Origin of the sequence: Actinospica robiniae DSM 44927, assembly GCF_000504285.1 — a bacterium.
GTDB classification, from domain to species: Bacteria; Actinomycetota; Actinomycetes; order Streptomycetales; family Catenulisporaceae; genus Actinospica; species Actinospica robiniae.
In genome coordinates this window covers 5562980-5584794 of record NZ_KI632511.1, presented here as the reverse complement: position 1 = coordinate 5584794, position 21815 = coordinate 5562980, and the positions used below count along the sequence as shown (strand labels likewise).

Annotated in this window: 19 protein-coding genes and 1 riboswitch; of the genes, 9 read left to right on the top strand and 10 right to left on the bottom strand. The window is 71.8% G+C overall.

Going from position 1 to position 21815, the window contains the following annotated elements:
* Positions 1-25: 25 nt before the first annotated feature.
* Positions 26-1495: an alpha,alpha-trehalose-phosphate synthase (UDP-forming) gene (locus ACTRO_RS23625; RefSeq protein ID WP_034266417.1), complete on the bottom strand. Its 1470-nt coding sequence runs from the start codon at positions 1493-1495 to the stop codon at positions 26-28.
* 93 nt (positions 1496-1588) lie between these two features.
* A riboswitch (SAM riboswitch) is annotated at positions 1589-1722 on the top strand.
* Positions 1723-1737: 15 nt separating this feature from the next.
* Between ACTRO_RS23625 and thrC the strand changes: the two genes are divergently transcribed.
* The 4 genes from thrC (at position 1738) to groL (ending at position 5874) form a co-directional block, all read left to right on the top strand.
* A complete protein-coding gene (gene thrC / locus ACTRO_RS23620) occupies positions 1738-3015 on the top strand; it encodes a threonine synthase (RefSeq protein WP_034266415.1) in 1278 nt (425 codons plus the stop codon).
* A gap of 119 nt (positions 3016-3134) precedes the next feature.
* On the top strand, positions 3135-3413 hold the full coding sequence (locus ACTRO_RS23615) for a ubiquitin-like small modifier protein 1 (RefSeq protein ID WP_034266412.1): 279 nt from the start codon (positions 3135-3137) through the stop codon (positions 3411-3413).
* Between the two features lie 399 nt (positions 3414-3812).
* The gene (locus tag ACTRO_RS23610; RefSeq protein WP_034266409.1) at positions 3813-4016 is read left to right on the top strand and encodes a cold-shock protein; all 204 of its coding nucleotides are present in this window, start codon (positions 3813-3815) and stop codon (positions 4014-4016) included.
* Positions 4017-4248: 232 nt separating this feature from the next.
* On the top strand, positions 4249-5874 hold the full coding sequence (gene groL, locus ACTRO_RS23605) for a chaperonin GroEL (protein ID WP_034266406.1): 1626 nt from the start codon (positions 4249-4251) through the stop codon (positions 5872-5874).
* A 198-nt stretch (positions 5875-6072) separates the two neighbouring features.
* On the opposite strand, the gene ptsP is transcribed toward groL, so the two are convergent.
* From ptsP to ACTRO_RS23585, 4 genes are read right to left on the bottom strand one after another with little or no spacing between them, the layout of a single operon-like run.
* Positions 6073-7743, bottom strand: coding sequence for a phosphoenolpyruvate--protein phosphotransferase (gene ptsP / locus ACTRO_RS23600; RefSeq protein WP_051451276.1), 1671 nt, complete (start codon positions 7741-7743; stop codon positions 6073-6075).
* Positions 7740-8006, bottom strand: coding sequence for an HPr family phosphocarrier protein (locus ACTRO_RS23595; protein WP_034276371.1), 267 nt, complete (start codon positions 8004-8006; stop codon positions 7740-7742). Before ACTRO_RS23595 ends, ptsP begins: the two co-directional genes overlap by 4 nt.
* Positions 8007-8051: 45 nt before the next feature.
* Entirely contained in the window at positions 8052-8501 is a 450-nt protein-coding gene (locus tag ACTRO_RS23590; RefSeq protein WP_245594470.1) for a PTS glucose transporter subunit IIA, read from the bottom strand.
* A 50-nt stretch (positions 8502-8551) separates the two neighbouring features.
* The gene (locus tag ACTRO_RS23585) at positions 8552-8782 is read right to left on the bottom strand and encodes a PTS sugar transporter subunit IIB (protein ID WP_034266403.1); all 231 of its coding nucleotides are present in this window, start codon (positions 8780-8782) and stop codon (positions 8552-8554) included.
* A 255-nt stretch (positions 8783-9037) separates the two neighbouring features.
* Here ACTRO_RS23585 and ACTRO_RS23580 point away from each other — a divergent pair, with 255 nt between their 5' ends.
* Both ACTRO_RS23580 and ACTRO_RS23575 read left to right on the top strand, forming a co-directional pair.
* Positions 9038-9811 carry a GntR family transcriptional regulator gene (locus ACTRO_RS23580; protein ID WP_034266400.1) on the top strand — a complete coding sequence of 258 codons (774 nt, stop codon included), beginning with the start codon at positions 9038-9040 and terminating at the stop codon, positions 9809-9811.
* Complete coding sequence (locus ACTRO_RS23575) at positions 9808-11157, top strand: PTS transporter subunit EIIC (RefSeq protein ID WP_051451275.1); 1350 nt, start codon at positions 9808-9810, stop codon at positions 11155-11157. The genes ACTRO_RS23580 and ACTRO_RS23575 overlap by 4 nt, the downstream gene beginning before the upstream one ends.
* A 10-nt stretch (positions 11158-11167) precedes the next feature.
* On the opposite strand, the gene ACTRO_RS23570 is transcribed toward ACTRO_RS23575, so the two are convergent.
* From ACTRO_RS23570 to ACTRO_RS23560, 3 genes are all read right to left on the bottom strand, one after another.
* The gene (locus ACTRO_RS23570; RefSeq protein WP_211244387.1) at positions 11168-11884 is read right to left on the bottom strand and encodes a TetR/AcrR family transcriptional regulator; all 717 of its coding nucleotides are present in this window, start codon (positions 11882-11884) and stop codon (positions 11168-11170) included.
* A 200-nt stretch (positions 11885-12084) separates the two neighbouring features.
* Complete coding sequence (locus tag ACTRO_RS23565; RefSeq protein ID WP_034266394.1) at positions 12085-12270, bottom strand: hypothetical protein; 186 nt, start codon at positions 12268-12270, stop codon at positions 12085-12087.
* Positions 12271-12448: 178 nt separating this feature from the next.
* Positions 12449-15826 carry a glucodextranase DOMON-like domain-containing protein gene (locus ACTRO_RS23560; protein WP_051452483.1) on the bottom strand — a complete coding sequence of 1126 codons (3378 nt, stop codon included), beginning with the start codon at positions 15824-15826 and terminating at the stop codon, positions 12449-12451.
* Positions 15827-16244: 418 nt separating this feature from the next.
* Here ACTRO_RS23560 and ACTRO_RS23555 point away from each other — a divergent pair, with 418 nt between their 5' ends.
* Positions 16245-18365, top strand: a complete 2121-nt coding sequence (locus ACTRO_RS23555) for a HelD family protein (RefSeq protein ID WP_034266392.1) — start codon at positions 16245-16247, stop codon at positions 18363-18365.
* 148 nt (positions 18366-18513) lie between these two features.
* Here the strand turns inward: ACTRO_RS23555 and ACTRO_RS23550 are convergent, their stop codons facing one another.
* Positions 18514-19218: a copper homeostasis protein CutC gene (locus ACTRO_RS23550; protein ID WP_034266389.1), complete on the bottom strand. Its 705-nt coding sequence runs from the start codon at positions 19216-19218 to the stop codon at positions 18514-18516.
* A gap of 144 nt (positions 19219-19362) precedes the next feature.
* Here ACTRO_RS23550 and ACTRO_RS23545 point away from each other — a divergent pair, with 144 nt between their 5' ends.
* Positions 19363-20331 (top strand): hypothetical protein, encoded by a 969-nt coding sequence (locus tag ACTRO_RS23545; RefSeq protein ID WP_157436387.1) that lies wholly within the window; start codon positions 19363-19365, stop codon positions 20329-20331.
* Here the strand turns inward: ACTRO_RS23545 and ACTRO_RS23540 are convergent.
* A complete protein-coding gene (locus tag ACTRO_RS23540; RefSeq protein WP_051451274.1) occupies positions 20315-21154 on the bottom strand; it encodes a sucrase ferredoxin in 840 nt (279 codons plus the stop codon). The genes ACTRO_RS23545 and ACTRO_RS23540 overlap by 17 nt on opposite strands.
* 268 nt (positions 21155-21422) lie before the next feature.
* Between ACTRO_RS23540 and ACTRO_RS51080 the strand changes: the two genes are divergently transcribed.
* Positions 21423-21806, top strand: a complete 384-nt coding sequence (locus tag ACTRO_RS51080; protein ID WP_034266383.1) for a cold shock domain-containing protein — start codon at positions 21423-21425, stop codon at positions 21804-21806.
* Positions 21807-21815: the final 9 nt, after the last annotated feature.

The following is a 21815-nucleotide window of genomic DNA, read 5'->3' as shown; positions in this document are numbered from 1 at the left end:
CGGCGGACATCAGGCCGCGCAGCCCCTAGAGCTCCTCGAGCTGGTCGGCGAACCACTTCTGCGGCGGGAGGGCGCCGCCGAGCTCGGCCAGCCGGGCGCAGTCGGCCGCGCGACGGGCAGAGTCCTGCGACAGGGCCGTGTGCAGAGCGGCGGCGGTGGCCGAGACGTCGTACGGGTTGATCGTCAGCGCGGCCTCGCCGAGCTCCGCGCACGCGCCGGCCTCGTGCGAGAGCACCAGCGTGCAGGCGCCGCCGGCCGCCGCGGCCACGATCGGGATCTCCTTGGCCACCAGGTTCATCCCGTCCCGGATCGGGTTGACCACGGCCACATCCGCCATCCGGTACGCCGCGAGCGAGCGGGCGAAGTCGTCCTCCACGTGCACGATCAGCGGCCGCCAGTCCGGCAGGTCGGGCGTGCTGAACTCCTCCTCGATCTCCTTGGCCAGCCGCTGCACCGCCGCGGTGTAGTCGCGGTACTCGGCCAGGTCGGTGCGGCTCGGGTAGGCGAAGGCCACGTGCGTGACGCGGCCGCGCCACTCCGGGTGCTCCCGCAGCAGCAGCGCGTACGCCTCGAGTCCGCGCACGATGTTCTTCGACAGCTCGGTGCGGTCCACCCGCACGATCACCTGCCGGTCGGGGCCGACCGCGGCGCGCAGCTCCTTCTCCCGGGCGGCCACGTCGGCCGCGGCGGCGCGCTTGCGCAGGGCGGCCGCGTCGACGCCGAGGCCGTGTACGCGCAGGGTGCCCGACCCGGGGCGGCGGCCGAGCACGTGTTCGCAGCAGTCTGCGAACGCCTCGGCCCAGCGCCGGGTCAGGAAGCAGACCCGGTCCGCGCCGAGCATGCCCTCGAGCACCTCGGCGGCCACCTTGTCCGGCAGCAGCCGGAAGTAGTCCGGCGGAGCCCACGGGGTGTGCGAGAAGTGGCCGATCCGCAGGTCCGGCCGCAGGTCCCGGAGCAGCTTGGGGGCCAGGCACAGGTGGTAGTCCTGGATCAGGACCCTGGCTCCCTCCGCCGCCTCCCCGGCCAGCGCCTCGGCGAAGTCCCGGTTGTAGGCCTCGAACGAAGCCCACTGCCGGCGGAACTCCGGGCCGAAGGCCGGATTGGTCGGGGTGGCGTAGAGCAGATGCTGGATGAACCAGAGCGTGGAGTTGGCCACTCCGTTATAGGCGTCGTGGAAGACCTCGGGGTCGGGTGCGAGCATCCGCACCGCCGCGCCGCCCTGGTCGAACAGACCCGAACGGTCCAATCGTCCCCCGGGGGAGCGGCCGGCGGCCTCGCGGTCGCCGTCCGAGAGGGCCGAGCAGACCCAGACGATCTCGCCGGGACCGGCGGAGATGGACGAGAGGCCGGAGACCAGGCCGCCGCCGCCGCGTTTCGCGGCCAGGTGGCCGTCCTCGCCGCGCGCGAAGGAGACCGGCCCGCGGTTCGAGGCCAGCAGGACTCCGGCGCGGGCGGCGGAGGTGGAGACACTGGGTGATTGTGCCGAGACCGACATGATTACTGACTATCTCCCCATGCGGACAGGGGCAAACTCCCGACCACCGGTCGGGTACAGTGAGAGTCAGCCTCACCACAACTACATAAGTACAGCTCATCCAGAGGAGCAGAGGGTACGGCCCGACGAAGCTCCGGCAACCGCCCAGGACCCCCCGCATTCGCGAGGCCCGGCCTGGGAGCAGGTGCCAAATCCGGCCCGTCGACAGTCGGCGGGGAAGATGAGGGAAAGGCCTCGCCCGCATGTCCACGATCCAGCTCGACGCCCCCGCCACCTCTGCCGCGTTCGGTCCCGCCGTAGCCCTGTCCTGCCGGGAGTGCGGCGCCCGCGTCCCGCTCGGTCCGCAGTATGTCTGTGTGGAGTGTTTCGGCCCGCTCGAGGTCGCCTACGACTTCCACGCCGCCGGCCGCGCCCCGGTCACCCGGGAGCTGATCGAGTCGGGCCCGGCCTCCATCTGGCGCTACGCCCCGCTGCTGCCGGTGCCCGCCGACGTGGCGTCCAAGCCCAACCTGAACCCGGGCTGGACCCGGCTGGTGCGCGCCGAGAACCTGGCCCGCGAGCTGGGCCTGCGCTCCCTGCACATCAAGGACGACTCCGGCAACCCGACCCACTCCTTCAAGGACCGGGTCGTGGCGATCGCCCTGGAGGCGGCCCGCACCTTCGGCTTCACCACCCTGTCCTGCTCCTCCACCGGCAACCTGGCCGGCGCGGTGGGCGCCGCGGCGGCCCGGGCCGGACTGGACTCGTGCGTGTTCGTCCCGGCCGGCCTGGAGGCGGGCAAGATCGTGATGGCCGGGGTCTACGAGGGCGAGCTGATCGCCATCGACGGCACCTACGACGAGGTCAACCGGTTCTGCTCGGAGCTGATCGGGGACGAGGTCGGCGAGGGCTGGGGCTTCGTCAACGTGAATCTGCGTCCTTACTACGCTGAGGGCTCCAAGACCCTGGCCTACGAGATCGCCGAGCAGCTCGGCTGGCAGCTGCCGGAGCAGATCGTGATCCCGGTGGCCTCCGGATCGCAGCTGACGAAGATCGACAAGGGCTTCAAGGAGCTGATCGCGCTCGGCCTGGTGGAGGAGCGCCCCTACAAGATCTTCGGCGCGCAGGCGGACGGCTGCTCGCCGGTGGCCGCGGCCTACCGGGACGGGCACGAGGTGGTCCAGCCGGTGCGGCCGGACACCATCGCCAAGTCGCTGGCCATCGGGAACCCGGCGGACGGCCCGTACGTGCTGGACATCGCCCGGCGCACCGGCGGCGCGGTGGAGTCGGTCTCGGACGAGCAGGTGGTGGACGCGATCCGGCTGCTGGCCCGCACCGAGGGCGTGTTCGCCGAGCCCGCGGGCGGCGTCACCGTCGGCGTGCTGCGCAAGCTGCTCGAGGCTGGCACGCTGGACCCGTCGGCGCAGACCGTCGTGATCAACTCCGGCGACGGCCTCAAGACTCTGGACGCGGTGGCCGGCGCCGGCGTGACCGCGACCATCGCGCCGAGCCTGGCCGCGTTCCGCTCCGCGCGCTCCTGATCCCCCCGGCGGCGCGGTCCCCGACCGCGCCGCCGTTCCGCGCGCCGTCCGACGCCGCGCGGCTGTAGCATCCGCCGACATCCCGTCCGGCTCCGCTCGAGGAGAAGAGAGGCCCGTCCATGGCCGTGACCGTCCGCATCCCCACCATCCTGCGCACCTACACCGCCGGCTCCGCCGAGGTCACCGCGCAGGGCGCCACGCTGGCCGAGGTCATCGAGGACCTCGAGGTGAACCACCCAGGCCTGCGCGCCCGGCTGCTCGACGACGCCGGCAAGCTGCGCCGGTTCGTCAACGTGTACGTGGACGACGACGACGTGCGCTTCGCCGACGGTCTGGCCACCGCGACCGGCGAGGGCGCGAAGCTCTCCATCATCCCGGCCGTCGCCGGCGGCTGCTGAGCCCGAGGCCGGGGCGGTGCGCGCCGTGAAGCAGGGGGGCCGGTGCGCGATCCGGCGGACGGTCGGCGTAGAGTGTTCGGCCGTCCAACCGGTGAGATGATCAGTAACCGTCCGATTACAGTTTCACCAAGCGGACGAGATTATGTCCGATTGAGATGTTGTTCATCCCGGTTTGGCGGAGGTCCGTACCACGGGCGGATTTGCGCAATGACCTGTTGCTTGCCTGGTGGTTAAGGATAATCTCAGCGCCGGTCGCACAGTTCGGCGAGGCTCGGCCGAGCGGAACGAAGAAGCAGTCATCACCGACCCTGTTGTGTACATGGGGCGGGGGACGTACGACCCCGGTCTCGCGGTGTGCGGGACCGAGCAGGGTGAGCAGGGCGGCAACAGGGAGTAAGCATGGCTCAGGGCACCGTCAAGTGGTTCAACGCGGAGAAGGGCTACGGCTTCATCGCGGTCGACGGTGGCGCGGACGTCTTCGTCCACTACAGCGCGATCCAGATGGACGGTTACCGCAGCCTCGAAGAGGGGCAGCGGGTCGAGTTCGAGATCTCGCAGGGCCAGAAGGGCCCGCAGGCCGACATGGTTCGAGCGATCCAGTAGTCGGCGCGAGACACTCACGCACCTTGACGGGGGCGGGTTCCGGTGGGAACCCGCCTCCGTTCTCTTTGCCCTGCGGCTTGCACTCTCGGGGGGAGAGTGCTAATCATGGGAGCTGGCACTCCCGCCTGGAGAGTGCTACCGAAGAGCCGAATGTGGTGAGGGGTGCCGACCCCGGCCGTCGCGGGCGTCCACACGGCCTGCTCGTCCACACCTGTGGGAGGACTGTACCGATATGGCTAAGATCATCGCCTTCGACGAAGAGGCCCGTCGCGGCCTCGAGCGAGGCATGAACACGCTTGCGGACGCCGTGAAGGTGACCCTCGGCCCGCGCGGGCGCAACGTCGTGCTGGAGAAGAAGTGGGGCGCCCCCACCATCACCAACGACGGTGTCTCCATCGCCAAGGAGATCGAGCTCGAGGACCCGTACGAGAAGATCGGCGCCGAGCTGGTCAAGGAAGTCGCCAAGAAGACCGACGACGTCGCGGGCGACGGCACCACCACCGCGACCGTGCTGGCCCAGGCGATGGTCCGGGAGGGCCTGCGCAACGTGGCCGCCGGCGCCAACCCGATGGCCCTCAAGCGCGGCATCGAGTTCGCCGTGGAGAAGGTCGCCGCCGAGCTGCTCTCGATGGCCAAGGACGTCGAGACGCGCGAGCAGATCGCGAACACCGCCTCGATCTCCGCCGCCGACACCGCGATCGGCGAGCTCATCGCCGAGGCGATGGACAAGGCCGGCAAGGAAGGCGTCATCACCGTCGAGGAGTCCAACACCTTCGGCCTCGAGCTCGAGCTCACCGAGGGCATGCGCTTCGACAAGGGCTACATCAACTTCTACTTCGCCACCGACATGGAGCGGCAGGAGGCGGTCCTCGAGGACCCGTACATCCTGATCGCCAACTCCAAGATCGGCAACGTCAAGGACCTGCTGCCGATCCTGGAGAAGGTCATGCAGTCGGGCAAGCCGCTGCTGATCATCGCCGAGGACGTCGAGGGCGAGGCCCTGGCCACCCTGGTGGTCAACAAGATCCGCGGCACCTTCAAGTCCGTCGCCGTCAAGGCCCCGGGCTTCGGCGACCGTCGCAAGGCCATGCTCGGCGACATCGCCATCCTGGCCGGCGGCCAGGTCATCACCGAGGAGGTCGGCCTCAAGCTCGACTCCGTCGGCCTCGACCTGCTCGGCCGCGCCCGCAAGGTGGTCGTCACCAAGGACGAGACCACCATCGTGGACGGCGCCGGCGACGCGGACGCGATCGAGGGCCGCAAGGCCCAGATCCGCGCCGAGATCGAGAAGTCGGACTCGGACTACGACCGCGAGAAGCTGCAGGAGCGCCTGGCCAAGCTGGCCGGCGGCGTCGCCGTCATCAAGGCGGGCGCGGCCACCGAGGTCGAGCTCAAGGAGCGCAAGCACCGCATCGAGGACGCGGTGCGCAACGCCAAGGCCGCGGTCGAGGAGGGCATCGTCGCCGGCGGCGGCGTGGCCCTGCTGCAGGCCGCGACCAAGGCCTTCGAGAAGCTCGAGCTCGAGGGCGACGAGGCCACCGGTGCCGCGATCGTGAAGCTGGCCGTCGAGGCCCCGCTCAAGCAGATCGCCGTCAACGCCGGCCTCGAGGGCGGCGTCGTGGTCGAGAAGGTGCGCAACCTGGAGCCCGGCTTCGGCCTGAACGCCGCGACCGGCGAGTACGTGGACATGCTGGCGGCGGGCATCCCCGACCCGGCGAAGGTCACCCGCTCGGCGCTGCAGAACGCCGCGTCCATCGCCGCGCTGTTCCTGACCACCGAGGCCGTCATCGCCGACAAGCCGGAGAAGAACGCGGCTCCGGCCGGCGGCGGCATGCCCGGCGGGGACATGGACTTCTAGTTAGTCCCAGCGCCAGGCTGCGGTTGCGGGGGTTCGGGTCCACTGCGCTGTTCGCAGTGGGGGCCCGGCCCCCACACCCCCACGCCAGGGGGCTCCGCCCCTGGACCCCCGGCGCGTGGTGGCGCAACGTCGCATCGCTGAAGTCCCGTCCTGCTCGGCAGGGCGGGACTTCAGCGTTCTGTCATCGCGCGCGTTCCGTCATCTCGCCAGGGCGGCGCGCAGTTCCGGGATCGCGGCGGGGGCCATCGAGAGCGAGGTCACCCCGAGCCGCACCAGCTCGGCGGCCACGCGCGGGTCGGCGGCCGCCTCGCCGCAGACGCCGACCGGCTTGCCGAGCGCGGCGCCGGCCTCGGCGACCATCGCCACCAGGCGCAGCACGGCCGGGTGGCCGGCGTCCTGGAACGCGCCGAGGGAGCCGAGCATCCGGTCGGCCGCCATCGTGTACTGCGTCAGGTCGTTCGTACCGATCGAGGCGAAATCCACCTCGGCGAGCACCTCACGGGCCGTCAGCGCCGCGGCCGGCACCTCGATCATCACGCCGGCCTTGGCGATCCCGGCCGCGTGGGCCTTGGCCGCGAACCAGGCGGCCTCCTCGACCGTGGTGATCATCGGCGCCATCACCCACAGGTCGGCCGCGCAATCGGCCGCGGCCGCGGCGAGCGCGGCCAACTGAGTGTCCAACAGATGTTCATACGGCCCGCGGAACGCGCGCAGCCCGCGCACGCCGAGCGCCGGGTTGGGCTCCTCGCCGAGGGGCAGGAACGGCAGCTGCTTGTCCGCGCCGACGTCCAGGGTCCGGGCCGCCACGGTCCGGCCGGGGAATCCGCCGAGCACCGCGCGGTACGCCTCGACCTGCTCGTCGTACGTCGGCGGACGCAGCGTGCCCAGGTACAGCAGCTCGGTCCGGAACAGGCCCACGCCCTGTGCCCCGGCCGCGACGGCGGCCGGCACGTCCCCGCCGCCGCCGACGTTCGCCAGCAGCCGCACTTCACGGCCGTCCGGGCCCAGGACCGGCACGTTCGCCGCCTCCGGGTCGGCCGCGGCCTCGCGCCGGTCCCGCTCGCGCTGCCGGACGGCCGCCACCAACTCCCCGGCCGGGGACGGGATCACCTCGCCCGTGGCCGCGTCGACCACCACGTGCTCGCCGTCGAACAGGCCCAGCGCGCCGTCCACGCCGACCACGGCCGGGATGCCCCGGGAGCGGGCCAGGATCGCGGTGTGGCTGGTCGGGCCGCCTTGCTCGGTCACCAGCGCCAGCACCAGAGACAGGTCGAGCACGGCGGTGTCGGCCGGGGCCAGGTCCCGGGCGACCAGCACGAACGGCTCGTCGCGCACCGGCACCCCGGGCATCGGCCGGCCGCCGGCCGCGGCGACCGCGCGGGCGCTGAGGTCGTCCAGGTCGGCCACCCGGGCGGCGAGGTAGTCCCCGGCGCCGGCCAGGGCGGTGCGGAAACCGTCGAAGGCCTCGTACACGGCCCGCTCCGCGGCCGCGCCGGCGGCGGTGAACGCGCGCACCGCCTCGGCCAGGCTCGGATCCTCGGCCATCATCGCCTGCGCCTCGAGCACGTCCGCGGCCTCCCCGCCGGCCACTTCGGCCCGGCGGAGCAGATCCGCGGCCACCTCGGCCAGGGCGGCCTCGGCCCGGGCGTACTCCTGCGCCGGGTCGCCGGCCGGGACCAGGCCCGCGGGCGGCGGGGCCTCGGGCTCGGCCATCAGCGCCACCGGGCCGACCACGGCACCGGCGCCGATGCCGATCCCGGCCAGCCTGCGCGCCGTCACGCCCTCGACCCGGCCCGCGGCGCCCGTGGACGGCGCCGTACGGCCCGCGGCCGGCTCCTCGGTCCGCTCTGCGCCCACCGCGCCGCTCACCCCTCCAGATCCTCCGTCAGAAGCTGGGCCAGCTCGTCGAGGACGTCCTCGGCGGCGTCGCCCTCGGCCTCCAGCTCGACCTGCTCGCCACCGCGCACGTCCAGGCCGAGCACGGCCAGGATGGAACGCGCGCTGACCGGTTCCCGGCCCTCCTTGGCGATGGTCACCGGCAGGGCGGCCGCGCTGGCCGCCTTGACGAACACGGCGGCGGGCCGGGCGTGCAGCCCCACCCGTGAGGCCACCGTCACGATGCGCTTGGACATGGTCACTCCTTACGACTGAGCGCTACTCGACGTCGCCCACCAGTATCAGGCCCAGGTGAACAGACGGTCGTCCGCCGACACGGGCCCGAGCGCGACGGAGGCCGCGATGGCGGCGGCCGAGGCCGGGTCGGCGTCCAGCGCGATCACCGGGCACACCGGGCTGAGCCCGCAGGCCTCGATCGCGGCCGGGTTCCACCGCACCACCGGCGCGCCGGCGTCCACCGGCCCGCCCTCCTCGGCCAGCAGCACGAATCCGCCGCCGTCCAGGTTCACCGTGTCGATACCCAGGTGTACCAGGACGCCGCGGCCGTCGGTGGCGGTCACCACGAAGGCGTGCGGTTTGAGCTTGACCAGGATCCCGGAGATGGGGCTGAGCACCTCGCCGGGCTCGCGCACCGGATCGATCGCCGCCCCCGGGCCGACCATGGCCTGGGCGAAGACCGCGTCCGGCACCCGGTCCAGGCCGATCGCCCGGCCGGCCATCGGCGCGTGCACGCGCAGAGCCGGACGTACCGGGGGCGCGGCGGCCCGCTCGGGTTGTGTGTTCAGAGCAGATCCTCGATGTCCATGCACAGCGTGTCCGCCTCCGGGCCCACCACCACCTGGACCACGGTGCCGGACTTCATCACGCCGTGGGCGCCGGCCGCCTTGAGCGCCCTGTCGTCCACCTTGCCGCCGTCGCGCACCACCGTGCGCAGCCGGGTGATGCAGGGTTCGATCTCGACCACGTTGTCGGCTCCGCCGAGTCCGGCGAGGATCGCCTCCGCCTTGTCCATACACTGCTCCCGTCCTCAGCCGGCCGACCTCGTCGTCGGGCGCGGCGCGCCCGTGCGGTCACGGGCCGTGGTTGCGATTGGGTACCGACCGGACCGTATTGTCTTGACAACAGTAAACCGATAGTGGTCTAGTCCGGTCTATAACAGTATGGCGTGACCGACTTCACATCAAATCAGGGAACTCCCGGACACGCCAGCCCCTTCTCCCGGAGCGAGACGTCGCGCGCGGGATGAGAGACAGGCGAGTGAGGATCGATGGAGATCAATCCGCGTAGCCCGGTGCCCAAGCACCAGCAGCTGCGGGAGATCCTGCTGGAGCTGATCGCCACCGAGCTCGAGCCGGACACGCCCATCGCGTCGGAACGGGAGCTGGGGGAACGCTACAGCCTGTCCCGGATGACGGTGCGTCAGGCCGTCAACCAGCTGGTGGCCGACGGACGCCTCTACCGGGTGCGCGGCCGCGGCACCTTCGTGGCCAAGCCGAAGATGGACCTGCAGGTGCGGCTGGCCTCCTACACCGAGGACATGACCCGGCGCGGCATGGTGCCGGCCTCGCGCACGCTCGCGTTCGAGCGGATCGAGGCCTCGCCCTCGCTGGCCCGGCAGCTCGAGATCCAGCCCGGCGACGGCGTGGTGCGCCTGGTGCGGCTGCGTTACGCGGACTCGATCCCGATGGCGGTCGAGCGCACCCACCTGCCGGAGAAGCGGGTGCCCGGCCTGCTCGCCCTCGGCTCGCCCAAATCCCTTTACCACACGCTCGCCGAGCACTACGGCCTCACTCTCACCTGGGGTGAGCAGGTGATCGAGGCCAGCAACCCCGACACGGAGGACGCCGCGCTGCTGGAGATCCCGCTGATCGGCGTGGTGTTGCAGATGACCCGGCGCAGCTACAGTGACGACCTGCTCGTCGAATACGCGAGCTCCGCCTACCGAGCCGATCGGTACCAGCTCTGGGTGCCGTTGGAAAGGCCCGCACAGCCGATCACGAATCCCCGTGCCGCACCCAACCCGCTGGAGGCTCATCGATGACGGCGACGGCGCCGGCGAGCACCGCCGATGGACTACCGCCGGCCGCGCCCACCGCGAACCGCGTCCTCGCGGTGATGCAGCGCGTCGGCCGTTCGCTGATGCTCCCGATCGCCGTCATGCCCGCGGCGGGACTGCTGATCCGGCTCGGGTCCCCGGACATCCTCGGCGAACGTCCCACCGGCGCCGCGGCGGTGGGCACGCACGGGCTCTACCTGGCCACGGTCACCGGCTGGCACTGGCTGATCTACGTGCAGCAGGTGTTCTCGGCCGCGGGCAACGGGATCTTCAACTTCATCCCGCTGCTGTTCGCCATCGGCGTGGCAGTGGGCTTCGCCCGGCGCGCTGACGGCACCACGGCCCTGGCCGCGGCGGTGGGCTACCTGGTGTTCAACGAGGTCAGCACCACGATGTTCGCGATGCCGATCAACGCCTCGTTCGCCGCGCGCTGGTACAAGGGCGGCGTCGTCGACGACACCATCGTGAACAATCCCACCTATGCCTTCGGCGGCATCACGATCGGCATCATGACGGCGCTGTTGTTCCAGCGCTACTACCGGATCAAGCTGCCGGCCTATCTGGCGTTCTTCGGCGGCCGCCGGTTCGTGCCGATCGTGACGGCGTTCGCCTCGATCTTCGTCGGCGTCCTGTTCGGCCTGCTGTGGAAGTTCCCCGCGGCCTGGATCTTCGACGCGGGCAAGTGGCTGAGCGCGCACGGCACCATGGGCGCGGGGCTGTTCGGCGTGATCAACCGGGCCCTGCTGCCGTTCGGCCTGCACCACGTGGTCAACAACGTGGTCTGGTACTCCCCGGTGGGCCCGACCTGCCAGCTCAACGGCACCGTGTACTACGGCGACTTCGGCTGCTTCATCCACGGCGACCCGAGCGCGGGCACCTACATGACCGGCTTCTTCCCGATCATGATGTTCGCGCTGCCCGCCGCCGCCTTCGCGATGGTGCGCTGCGCCCACCCGGAGAAGCGCAAGCTGGTCGGCGGCATCATGCTCTCGGCGGCGCTGTGCTCGTTCCTGACCGGGGTGACCGAGCCGATCGAGTTCGCCTTCCTGTTCGTCGCGCCGGTGCTCTTCGGCATCCACGCCCTGCTCACCGGGGTCTCGCTGGCGCTGTGCAACGCGCTCGGGATCCACGACGGCTTCTCGTTCTCGGCCGGGTTGTTCGACTACATATTCAACTTCGACATCGCCACCCGGCCGCTGCTGCTGATCCCGATCGGCCTCGGCTTCGGGGCGGTCTACTACGCGCTGTTCACCTTCGCCATCAAGAAGTTCAACCTGCCCACGCCGGGCCGCGAGCCCGACGAGACGCCGGCCGCCGGCTCCGGCGGCTGATCCGCGGGGCTCAGTCCTTCGCCGCCGCGTCCGGGTCCGCGGGCTCGGGGTCGGGGTCGGTGATCAGGAACTCGCGCAGGATCGAGTCGGCTTCCCGGACCAGCGGCCGCACGACCTTGTACTTGCACAGCCGCACCGCCTTGGCCACCGTGCCCGAGGTGCGCACGGCCAGCCGGCGGGTGCGCTCCGCCTGCGGTGTGCGGTCGTGCGCCCAGTAGAGCACCAGCGCGAGGTGGTGGAGCCAGAGCAGCTCCGGCATGATGCGCGCGATCTCCGCGTCGTAGCGCAGGTTCGAGCCGGACAGCACGGTCCGGTGCAGGTCGATCACGGCTTCCCGGGCGTCGGCGGACTCGGCCGCGAACGGGCTGAGCGGGCTGGAGGGGTCGGCCGCGTTGCGGAAGAAGTGCTTGGCGAAGGCGTGGTAGGGCTCTGCCACGTCCAGCCAGGTGGTGAGCACCAGCCGGATCCGGTCCGCCAGGTCGGTCACGCCCCGCATCGCGGCCAGCGCGACCTCGGCGTGCTCGGCGGCGAGGCGGTCGTAGAAGCCTTGGACCAGCTCTTCCTTGCCAGAGAAGTAGTAGTAGGCGTTGCCGACCGAGACGCCCGCCTCCTGCGCGATGGCGCGCATGGTGGTCTGGTCGTAGCCGCGTTCCTCGAACAGGCGCATCGCCGTGTTCAGGATCAGCGTGCGGGTCTGCTCGCTTTTCGCGGTCTTGGTCGCGGCCATCGGTTCTTGCACCATCCCACCGTACGGGCTGACGCCCGCCTCCGGACGGATCGGCTCCCCTCCTCGTCGCCGATCCGTCCCGGGCGGGTCCTCCCTCGCGGTGCATCCGTGCCGGAAGCAAGGCTTCCGGCACACTGAGCACCGTACAGAAGTCCACTGACAAGACCGCACTCGGGCAGGTCAGTGCTTCTGCAGTCTCGTCATCCCGGCCATCCGAGCCGGCCCGGGCGGCCGGCGCGGCTGAAACCGGCCATCGCGCCCGCGATCAGACCCGGTACGGCGATCAGCGCCATGCCCACGACGTTCCCGTCGGCGACGACGTGCCGGGCCCCTCCCGAATCGACGCAGCCGACGCACGGGATCGCCACTGCGGCCACCGCATCCATCGTCCCTCCCCGGAGCAGTTGAACGCGTTCAAAAACTCGCGCCGGGACGAGCGTAGCGGAGTTTTTGAACGCGTTCAACAGGTTTTCCCTCCGGCCCGGCCGCGGACGCGAAACCGGCCGCCACCCTGGGAGAGGGCGGCGGCCGGAGTCGGCGGAACGAGACGGGCGCGGGGGCCTGCTACGGCACGGTCACGCCCTGGAGCACCACCGGGCCGAGCGTCGGGTCGAGCTCAGTGGCCTGCGACACGCCGGCCGGGGTGATGGTGTCCATCACCTTCGGCACGGAGTTCGGGTCCAGCGCGCAGATCGCCGCGTCGTCCCCGGCCGGGCAGACGCCGAAGCTGTAGCCGCCGGCCGTGGCGGTGAACGCGCGGGCCTGGTCCGAGCTGTAGCCGTCCTGTCCGGCCAGGGCGACGGTGAAGGTCCAGCCCGAGGTCGGCGTGCCGAACTCGGATTCGGGCAGCGCCACCGTGATCGTGTTCGCCACGGTCGAGGCGACCACCGCCGTCGGCGTGCCCACGGCTGCGCCGCTCGCGTTCTGCCACACCGGCGAGGCGAAGCCCTGCACCTCGATCCGCTGGTTCCACGCGTCCGCCGAGGCGATCGTGTAGTTGCGGCTCGGGTACGCGGCGGCGGTCGACGTGCTCGTCGCGTTCGGGTCGTGGATGTAGTAGTCGAGCAGCTGCGCGCCCATCGTGGCGCCGAAGGTCGGCGTCAGGTCGGCCAGCGTCAGACGCAGGTAGACCGTGCCGTCGGCCGTGATCACCTGGAAGCGGTCGATGTCGAAGGAGCCTGCGACGAAGTCCGCTGCGGTCGGGTACTGATACGTGCCCGGGCCGTCGTGGTTGCCGGCGTGCGTCACGTCCAGCACGGTGGTGCCGCCGGCCACGTCGCCGACCACGTCAGTCTGGGCGAAGCCGGTCGCACCGGAGGCGGTGGCCGCGACACTGATCACGTTGGTGCCGAAGCCGACCGGCACCGCGGCGGAGAACGCCCCGGTCGCGTCGGCGGTGGCGGTCACGCTCTGCGCGGCCGCGCTGGTGTCCGTGTCCTGCGACGAGACGGTCAGGCGCGCGCCCGGCGTCGTGGTGCCGGCCACCGTGGTGCTGCCGCCCTCGATCGTGCTGCCCCCGGTCGGGGAGGTCAGCGTCACCGGGGCGGTGCCCGGCGCCGCGTGCGCGACGTAGCGCTGGGTGGTCAGCTGCGGCGTGCTCGGGTCGTGGCCGGTGCCGAGGTCCACGATCAGCCGCAGTTCCTGGGACTGGGCCCAGGTCAGCGGCGAGGCGGAGCCGGCGGCCTGGCCGTCGACGAAGCCGATGCTGGCGGTGGTCGGGTCCGAGCCGTACGGCGAGGCCGCCAGGTTCGGGTCCTCCCAGACCTGCTCGGGCACCAGGCCCTCGCCGGAAGCCGAGCTGATCATGAACTTCAGCAGGCCGCTCGCGGTGCTCGGGTCCTTCTCGGCGACGGCGGATTCGGCCCGCTCGCCGGAGAGCACGGGCCACAGGTGGCCGGTGCCGGTGTCGGTGGTCGGCCACGGCTCGCCCGCGGTCGTGCACGAGGTCTGGCTGTTCGTCGTCGAGCAGTCGCCGTAGCCGTCGGTGCTGCCGAGGCTCGCGCCGTCGCCGTACCGGTAGTAGCCGGTGCCGGACGGCGTGGAGACGGAGATCGTGTCGTCGAGGACCGAGAGCGAGTTCTGGAAGGTGGTGTCGGACGGCGAGAGCTCGCCGAGCCGCACCAGCTCCTGGAAGCCGCCGTCGATCACGTCGCGCTGATCGACGCTGGGTGCGCCGTTCGAGAGCGAATAGGTGATCGCCGCGTTCGGGTCGCCGGTCTTGGACAGCCGCATGAAGTACGGGTTCGAGCTCTGCGAACCGGTGCTGGTGACGGTCCAGTTCTCGATGTTGCGCTGGAAGTCGTCCGCGGCCGCCTGGTAGAGCGCGGCGTCCGCGCCGTCACCGTGCATGGTCGCGATGGCCGACGCGGCGGTCAGGCCGGCGATCTCGGCCGCGATGGTCGAGGGCGAGTAGCCGGACTGCTCTTCCCAGCGCTCCACCCCGAAGGACGGGCCGTGCGCGACCAGGAAGTCGGCCGCGGGCTTGATGTGCTCGGTCCACAGCGACGCGTCGCCGCCGAGGCCGGCCTGGTAGGCCATCAGGATCGGGTACGCGGTCTCGTCGAGCTGGTCGCCGCCGGTGTCCGGCGCGGCCTTGCCGTTGACCAGCGAGTTGCGCGGGATCTCACCGGTGGGCAGCTGCTGCTTGGTCAGCAGGAACTTCGCGGTGTTCCGGGCGGTGCCGAGGTCTCCGTCGGCGAGCAGCCCGGTGAAGGCCTCGTACAGGTCGCGGGCGAAGACCTCGCGGTACGAGCCGAAGTAGACCGCCTTGCCGCCGACGTACGCCCCGGCGTTCACAGCCTGGCCCCAGGGCGAGGCGAGCGACGCGACGATGGCGCCCGGGAAGGTCTTGTCCTCGCTGGACTTGAGCACGTTCGCGTCGAGGTAGTACGTCTTGCGGATCGTCTGCTCGTCGACGCCGTCCACCCGGGCGGGCGGCTGCTTCAGGGTGCTGTCGTACAGGCGCCACGTGGTCAGGTAGAGCTGCTCCTGCGCAGCGAAGGGGAGCAGCAACGAGGCCTTCGCGGTGGCAGCGGCCTGCGTTTGGGTACGGCCGAAGCCGAGCGCCAGCGTGAAGTCCTCAGCCGCGTTGGACGCGCCGTGGGTGCGCGGCGTGACGTCCTCGGTCGCGACGATGTGCCCGTTCGCGGCGGAGTTGTACGCGGTGAGCGCATGGGCCGAGTCGAGCTGGGTCAGCCCGTCGCCGGCGGTGCCCGCGTAGCCGACCGAGGCCTCGCCGGCCGAGGTGGCGGTCAGTGCCATGGAGGTCGGCACGGCGTAGTCCCGGTTGACCGCTTCGGTGCTGGTCAGGGTGTTGCTGACGACCGGGGTGCCGCTCGCGTCGATGACGCCGGTGTTGCCGCCCGCGTTGTCCGTCCCACCGCCGCCGGTGCCGTTGACGTGCGCGTCGAGGCGCGCGTAGACGTGCAGGGCGGAGAGGTTGGTCTTGCTTCCCGGCACCGCCGAGAGCGTGGTGTGCATCAGCACCGTGTCGCGGACCGGGTCGGTGACGTACTCGGTGGTCAGCCGGAACCCGTGCGCCTTGTCGGTGGCGGTGACCGTGCACGCCATGCCGGTGGTGTCGGCGGCCACCGTGTAGGTCATGTCCCGGGTCTGCAGGTCGGTGAAGCTCGAGCCGTCGGTCACCACGTACTGCAGGGTGCTGACGTTCGTGTTGTCCACGGTCGGCTCGTACACGTCCGAGAGCACGCCGTCCGCGACCGTGTACCAGACCTTCGAGGTGGTGTCCCGGGCGGTGCCGAGGCAGTCCTTGCGGGCCAGGTCGTAGTACGAGGCGGCGCCGGGGCCGCCGGACGCGGCGGAGCCGGCGGCCGAGGAGGCGGCCGCGTGCGCCGGGCCGGTCGCGGCCACCAGCGCCAGCGCGCAGAGCACGCCGAGGCCGCCGCGGCGGGCGGGGGAGTGAAGGGGATTGCGTGGGGTCATCCGGACCTCATCGTCGACAGGCGGAGTCGCCCGGTCGTCGGCGACGACCGGGTGACGCCCGGCGGCCAGGTGACCGTCGGCCGCGCGCGGCCGGCCGTGATCCGCTGGACCCGCCGGCGCCGCACCGCCGACCAGGTCTCGAACCACGGCCCGCCTGTCGGACCGCGCGCGTCCGACGGAGTCTTCGGTGCCACCGGCGCCGCCGGAGGGCGGCGCGGTCGGCACGTGCCGGGCGCCTGTGCAGCCTGTCGCCGGTTTGCCCCCGTGTCAAGAGCCCTGGTAAAGTGCTTTCCTCCATTTCACACGGCAATACCCCGCCGTGCTCAGTGCACGTACGGGCCCACGCGGCCCGGACCTCTGCCTCCGGAAATACGCAACCTGATAGCGAAAGATCGACGTATTTTTTGGAGGCTTCGCCATGCCCGAAAACTCTGCCGCCGCACCGCTCTCCCCGCAGGTCGTCGCGGAACGCGAGCATCTGGAGCGCTCCCGCGCGGCGCTGCGCGCGATGCGCGCGGAGACCCTCGCGCTGCGCGCGCAGGGCGGCAACGCGGTCTCGACCGAGGTGATCAACTCCGCGATCCAGGCCCGGGCCGCCGCCCTGGCCGACCGTCCCGACGTGCCGCTCTTCTTCGGCCGGCTCGACTACGACCCCGAGGCCGGCTCCGAATACCGGGGCGAGCATTTCTACGTGGGCCGCCGCCACGTGCACGACGCGCACGGCGATCCGATGGTGGTGGACTGGCGCGCCCCGGTCTCGCTGGCCTTCTACCGGGCCAGCGTGAAGGAGCCGATGGGCCTCGGCCTGCGCCGCCGCTTCGGCTTCTCGGCCGGCCAGCTCACCGCGATCGAGGACGAGCCGCTCGGCCCCGGTGCCAAGCCGGCTCAACAGGGCGCTCACGGCACTGAGCCGGGCTCGCAGATCCTGCGCCAGGAGATCGAGCGCCCGCGCACCGGCCCGATGCGCGACATCGTCGCCACCATCCAGCCGGAGCAGGACGAGATCGTCCGCGCCGACCTGGGCACGAGCATCTGCGTCCAGGGAGCGCCCGGCACCGGGAAGACGGCCGTGGGCCTGCACCGGGTGGCGTTCCTGCTCTATGCGCACCGCGATCGGATCAAACGCGGCGGCGCGTTGGTGGTGGGGCCGAACCGGCAGTTCCTCAAGTACATCGAGCAGGTGCTGCCCGCGCTCGGCGAGATCGACGTGGCCCAGGCCACGGTCGCCGAGCTGGTGGCGCGCGCGCCCGTCCGCGCGGTCGACGGCGCGGCGGCGGCGCGGCTCAAGGGCGACGCGCGGATGGCCCGCGTGCTGCGGCGCGCGGTCTGGGCGAACGTGCAGACGCCGACCGAGTCGCTGACCGTGATCCGCGGCTCGCGGCACTGGCGCGTGCCCGCCCACGAGATCGCCGAACACATCGAGACGCTGCGCGGCCGCGAGGTGCGCTACGGCGCGGGCCGGGTGATGCTGGCGCAGCGGATCGCCCACAGCGTCCTGCGACGGATGGAGATGGCCGGCGAGTCCCCGGACGACCGGATCCAGGACGCGGTGGCGCGGATGCGCCCGGTCAAGCTGGTGGTCGACCATGCCTGGCCTGCCATGGAGCCGGCCAAGGTGCTGCACGCTCTCTTCAGCGACCCGGAACTGCTGGCGCTGGCGGCGAAGGACGAGCTGACCGAGCCTGAGCAGCAGCTGCTGCTCTGGGAGAGGGCGCCGCGCTCGGCTGGCGCGGCCAAGTGGACCATGGCCGACGTGGTCCTGCTCGACGAGCTTTCCGACCTGCTCGAGCGGACCGCCTCGCTCGCCCACGTCGTGGTCGACGAAGCGCAGGACCTCTCCGCGATGCAGCTGCGGGCGGTCGCGCGCCGGTGCACCACCGGGTCGGTGACCGTGCTCGGCGACATCGCCCAGGCGACGACGCCGTGGGCCACCGGCAGCTGGGAGGCGGCACTGGAGCACCTGGGCAAGAGCGAGGCGGTCATCGAGGAGCTGACCCAGGGCTTCCGCGTGCCGCGCCAGGTGATCGAGTACGCGGCCAGGCTGCTGCCCACGATCGCGCCCCATCTCGCTCCGCCCACCTCGGTCCGCCAGCAGGGCGGCGGCCTCGACGTCCTCGGGGTCGAGGGAGAGGCGGAGCTCGAGGAATGGCTGCTCGACTCCGTCCGCAGCGCTCTGGCCGACGAGGGCTCGGTCGGCGTCATCACGGCGGACGCGGCGCTCAACGCAGTGGCCGCGAGCCTCGATCGGGCCGGCATCGCCTACTCCCGGCTCGATCAGGAGGCTGAGGAAGAGGACGAAGTAGCGGATCCAGCTCCCGAGCAGGGCGCCGACGCAGAGACGGCACGGCTCGTCCTCGTCCCGGCCAGCCTGGCCAAGGGCCTCGAGTACGACCAGGTGATCGTGCTCGAACCCACCACCATCGCCGAGGCCGAACACGATGAGGTGCTCGGCCTGCGCCGGCTCTACGTCGTGCTCACCCGTGCCGTCACCAGGCTGGTCGTGCTGCACTCCCGGCCGCTTCCGGCGGAGCTGGCCTGAGCGGGTGCGGCCGCTCCGCGGAACCGCCGTGCACTGATCGACTATTGATATAGTCGCGGCGGTTCGGCGGACAGCACGGCGGCCGCCGAGCCTGACGACCGGGCCGTCGCCGTCTGCGTCCTGACGGCCCGGCACAACCGATTCCGGCTCAGCTCTCGACCGCTGCGTGCCAGTGCTCGACGATGCCCGGGTCGACCGGGTTCTCCCAGGAGCCGCCGACCCGCACGGCCGTGCCGACGTGGAAGTCGGTCAGGCCGCGGGCTCGGAGCACCGGGACATCGTCGAGCCGCAGTCCCCCGCCCACCAGCAGTTGCAGTCCGGCCTCGCCGAGACCGGCCTCCCGGGCCGCCTCCGCGGCGAGGACGTCCGCGCCTTGGCCGGCCGGGAGCGGACCGCCCGAACTGAGCACGGTGTCCAGGCCGGGCAGGCCGCGGATCGCCTCGAACAGCGCGGGCCGGTCCACCGATCCGTCGTCCACAGCCTTGTGGAAAGTCCACGGGAGGCCGTCCAGAGCCTCGAGCACGGCGCCGATCGCGGCCAGATCCGCCGCGCCGGCGCCGTCCAGCCACCCCAGGACGAACTCCCGTGCGCCGGCCTCGCGCAGCCGCCCGGCCGTTTCGACGAGCCGTGCGACACCCTCGGTGCCGCCCACGCCGAAACCCTCACGCAACCTCAGCATCACCCGCACCGGCACGTCCACGGCGGCTGACACCGACTCGACCGTCTCGGGCGCGGGGCAGAAACCCGCGTACTGCATCGAACTGACCAGTTCCAGCCGGTGCGCTCCGGCGGACACGGCGCGACGCGCGTCTTCGGCGTCCACCGCGATGACTTCCAACAGTCCCTTCGGCATGGCTCACAGCGTGCCACACCGCATGCCACCACCCCCAGCCCGGAGGTGAAACCGCGCACGCGCGTGCTCCTCGACACATTCACGCGCCGGGTCATCGCGCCCACCCGCCGGGCATATATAACAGGACTCGGTGATGTGGGATCCATGAGGGGTGGAGCAGTGCGCAGCGGATACGAGTTCGACGCCTACGGCAGGCGCTCGGCGCGACCGGACCGCGATCCGGAGCAGCAGCTCGCGGCATTCCTGAGCAAGGTGGCCGACGTCGCGGCCCCGCACCTCTCGCCCGCCTCGCGCAGCCGGCTGCTCGACACGCTGCGCCAGCGGATCGAGCAGGAGCGCGCGGCCAACGGCCGGGACATCCGTACCCTCGAGCGCATCCTGAGCTCCCTCGGCGACCCGATCACCCTGGTCGACGCCGAGGTGCAGCGCGACCCCGAGTCGCAGCAGGCGCTCGCCGCGCGGCTCAGCCGGACCGGGCCGAGTTCGAGCGCGGGCGCGGTGGACGCGGAGCTGGCCAAGCAGCTCGCGCCGGAGACGCACGGACACGGCCCGGTGCACCCGGTCGGGCCGCCCGGTTCGGGCCCTGAGATCTGTCTGGACCCCGACCCGTTCGCGGCGGCGATCGACTACCGGTCCGAGACCGTCGGCGCGCTCAACCAGGGCGTGCAGGTGCCCACCGGAGACGTCGGCCTGGCGCTGCCGCCGGCCGAGGAGGACGGCGGCGACGTCTCGGCCCGGCTGCGCAGCTTCTGGGTGGGCGGCCCGCGGGTGCACCCGGTGGAGACCGCCGCGATCGTGCTGCTGCTGGCCGGCGCGGTGATGGGGCAGTGGCTGTTCCTGGTGGCCGGCGGCCTGGTCGCGTTCGCCTCCCGGTTCTACAGCCCGGTGGAGAAGTGGCTGCTGGTGGTGGGTGTGCCCGCGGTCAGCTTCCTGCTCTTCAGCTTCGGGTTCTGGCTCACCCGGCACGGCAAGCCGGGCGGCACCGTGGACAAGCCGGTCGACCTGCTCAGCGGCATGGACTCGTTCTTCGGCGCCTTCCCGCGGATGATCGCGGTGCTCGGCGCGATGTTCCTGGCCTGGCGCCTGGCCCGCGGCGTCATCCGGCGGACGTGACCGGCACCTCGTAGTGCCTGCGCGCGCCGTCCGGTTGTATGTGGATGAAGCAGTGCACGTCGGGAGCGCACGGCGGCAGCGGGCGCAGCGTGGCGAGTGATCGCTCCCCGAGGGTGTGGCGCAGCTGCGACTCAGCAGCCTGCGCCCCGGCCGATCGGCCCGCCGTACCGCGGTACGCGTCGAGCTCGAGTTCCCCGGCCAGTGCGCGCTCGGCCACGATGACGGCCTGACGTGGGTCGAGCCGGCCGAAGTAGGCGCCTTCCGGCAGCAGTACGAGGTTGGCCGCGAACTCGTCGCCGCCGACGTGCGTGGTCTCCCAGACCAGCGGACCGAAACGGGCGGCCAAGGCCACTGCGACCGGCCGGCCGAAGCGGGCGCAGCTCACCTCGCGCCGGCCGTGCGTGCACACCAGAAGCAGCGGCCCGGCGGCTCGCCCGAGGCCCGGTGCCTGCGCGGTACGGAACGTCGCAGAGTTCAGTCGAGAGCCAGGGTGACGGTCCGTCAGCAGTGCCGGATCGACCCGCTCGATCCAGGTCGATCCCGCGGCGTCTCCGCCCGCCAGGAAGACGGCGCGCACGCCGTCTCCGCGCCGTCCGAGGCGGTCCGTGCGCCGGATCAGCTGCGGGCGCACGCCGTGACCCAGCAGCCGCTCGGCGGACCGCGCCAGGCCGGCCGGGAGGTCACTCGGATAGCCGAATGCGGGCCACGGTCCGGCGTGTTCGATCAGCAGCCAGCCGCGGGTGGCCGCCGGTGCGCTCGCGCCGAGCCCGACGCAGGCGCCGGCGCAGGTCGCGGCGGGGTCGGCACACGGCGGCAGCGTCATCAGGCCCTCCCGGGAAGTCCGCGGCACGGCGCCCGGGCAGCCGAGACGACGAGAAAAGTAAGGTTCGCCTAACCTTAGGTGTCCGGGCCCTGAAGCGCGCGTTGACTACGCCGTACGAGGGATGTCCGCAGGAAATGCTCACGCGTCCGGATCAGCTCGATAATGCAGCGTGACCAGGCGGCGCCGGGCAGCTAGCCTTAACTCGTCAGGGTGAACGCGGTCAGCGTGCGAAGCCCGGGAGTTACGACGAGAGTGATGAGGTAGTTCGGTGCCGACCGGCAAGGTGAAGTGGTACAACGCCGAAAAGGGCTTCGGTTTCATCGCCCGCGAGGACGGCGGCGACGTCCACGTCCACTCCTCCGCGCTCCCGCCCGGGGTCGATACGCTCAAGCCCGGCCAGCGGGTCGAGTTCGGCATCGCGGACGGGCGGCGCGGCGAGAGCGCGCTCAACGTCCAGCTGATCGACGCCAAGCCCTCCGTCGCGGTGGCCCAGCGCAAGCCGGCCGAGGACCTCGTCGTGATCGTCGAAGACGTGATCAAGGTGCTCGACCACGTCTCGACCACCCTGCGCCGCGGCAAGTACCCCGAGCGCGAGCAGGGCCGCAAGGTGGCCAAGCTGCTCCGGGCGGTGGCCGACCAGCTCGACCTGTGACCGCCGCCC

Bases quoted from the DNA above. Each gene is read 5' to 3' on its own strand.
- ACTRO_RS23570 (WP_211244387.1), bottom strand. From the start codon at position 11,884: ATGGCCGCGACCAAGACCGCGAAAAGCGAGCAGACCCGCACGCTGATC.
- ACTRO_RS23575 (WP_051451275.1), top strand. From the start codon at position 9,808: ATGACGGCGACGGCGCCGGCGAGCACCGCCGATGGACTACCGCCGGCC.
- ACTRO_RS23585 (WP_034266403.1), bottom strand. From the start codon at position 8,782: ATGGACAAGGCGGAGGCGATCCTCGCCGGACTCGGCGGAGCCGACAAC.
- ACTRO_RS23625 (WP_034266417.1), bottom strand. From the start codon at position 1,495: ATGTCGGTCTCGGCACAATCACCCAGTGTCTCCACCTCCGCCGCCCGC.
- ACTRO_RS23540 (WP_051451274.1), bottom strand. From the start codon at position 21,154: ATGACGCTGCCGCCGTGTGCCGACCCCGCCGCGACCTGCGCCGGCGCC.
- thrC (WP_034266415.1), top strand. From the start codon at position 1,738: ATGTCCACGATCCAGCTCGACGCCCCCGCCACCTCTGCCGCGTTCGGT.
- ACTRO_RS23560 (WP_051452483.1), bottom strand. From the start codon at position 15,826: ATGACCCCACGCAATCCCCTTCACTCCCCCGCCCGCCGCGGCGGCCTC.
- ACTRO_RS23610 (WP_034266409.1), top strand. From the start codon at position 3,813: ATGGCTCAGGGCACCGTCAAGTGGTTCAACGCGGAGAAGGGCTACGGC.
- groL (WP_034266406.1), top strand. From the start codon at position 4,249: ATGGCTAAGATCATCGCCTTCGACGAAGAGGCCCGTCGCGGCCTCGAG.
- ACTRO_RS23545 (WP_157436387.1), top strand. From the start codon at position 19,363: ATGAGGGGTGGAGCAGTGCGCAGCGGATACGAGTTCGACGCCTACGGC.
- ACTRO_RS23555 (WP_034266392.1), top strand. From the start codon at position 16,245: ATGCCCGAAAACTCTGCCGCCGCACCGCTCTCCCCGCAGGTCGTCGCG.
- ACTRO_RS23595 (WP_034276371.1), bottom strand. From the start codon at position 8,006: ATGTCCAAGCGCATCGTGACGGTGGCCTCACGGGTGGGGCTGCACGCC.
- ACTRO_RS23565 (WP_034266394.1), bottom strand. From the start codon at position 12,270: ATGGATGCGGTGGCCGCAGTGGCGATCCCGTGCGTCGGCTGCGTCGAT.
- ACTRO_RS23550 (WP_034266389.1), bottom strand. From the start codon at position 19,218: ATGCCGAAGGGACTGTTGGAAGTCATCGCGGTGGACGCCGAAGACGCG.
- ACTRO_RS23615 (WP_034266412.1), top strand. From the start codon at position 3,135: ATGGCCGTGACCGTCCGCATCCCCACCATCCTGCGCACCTACACCGCC.
- ACTRO_RS23580 (WP_034266400.1), top strand. From the start codon at position 9,038: ATGGAGATCAATCCGCGTAGCCCGGTGCCCAAGCACCAGCAGCTGCGG.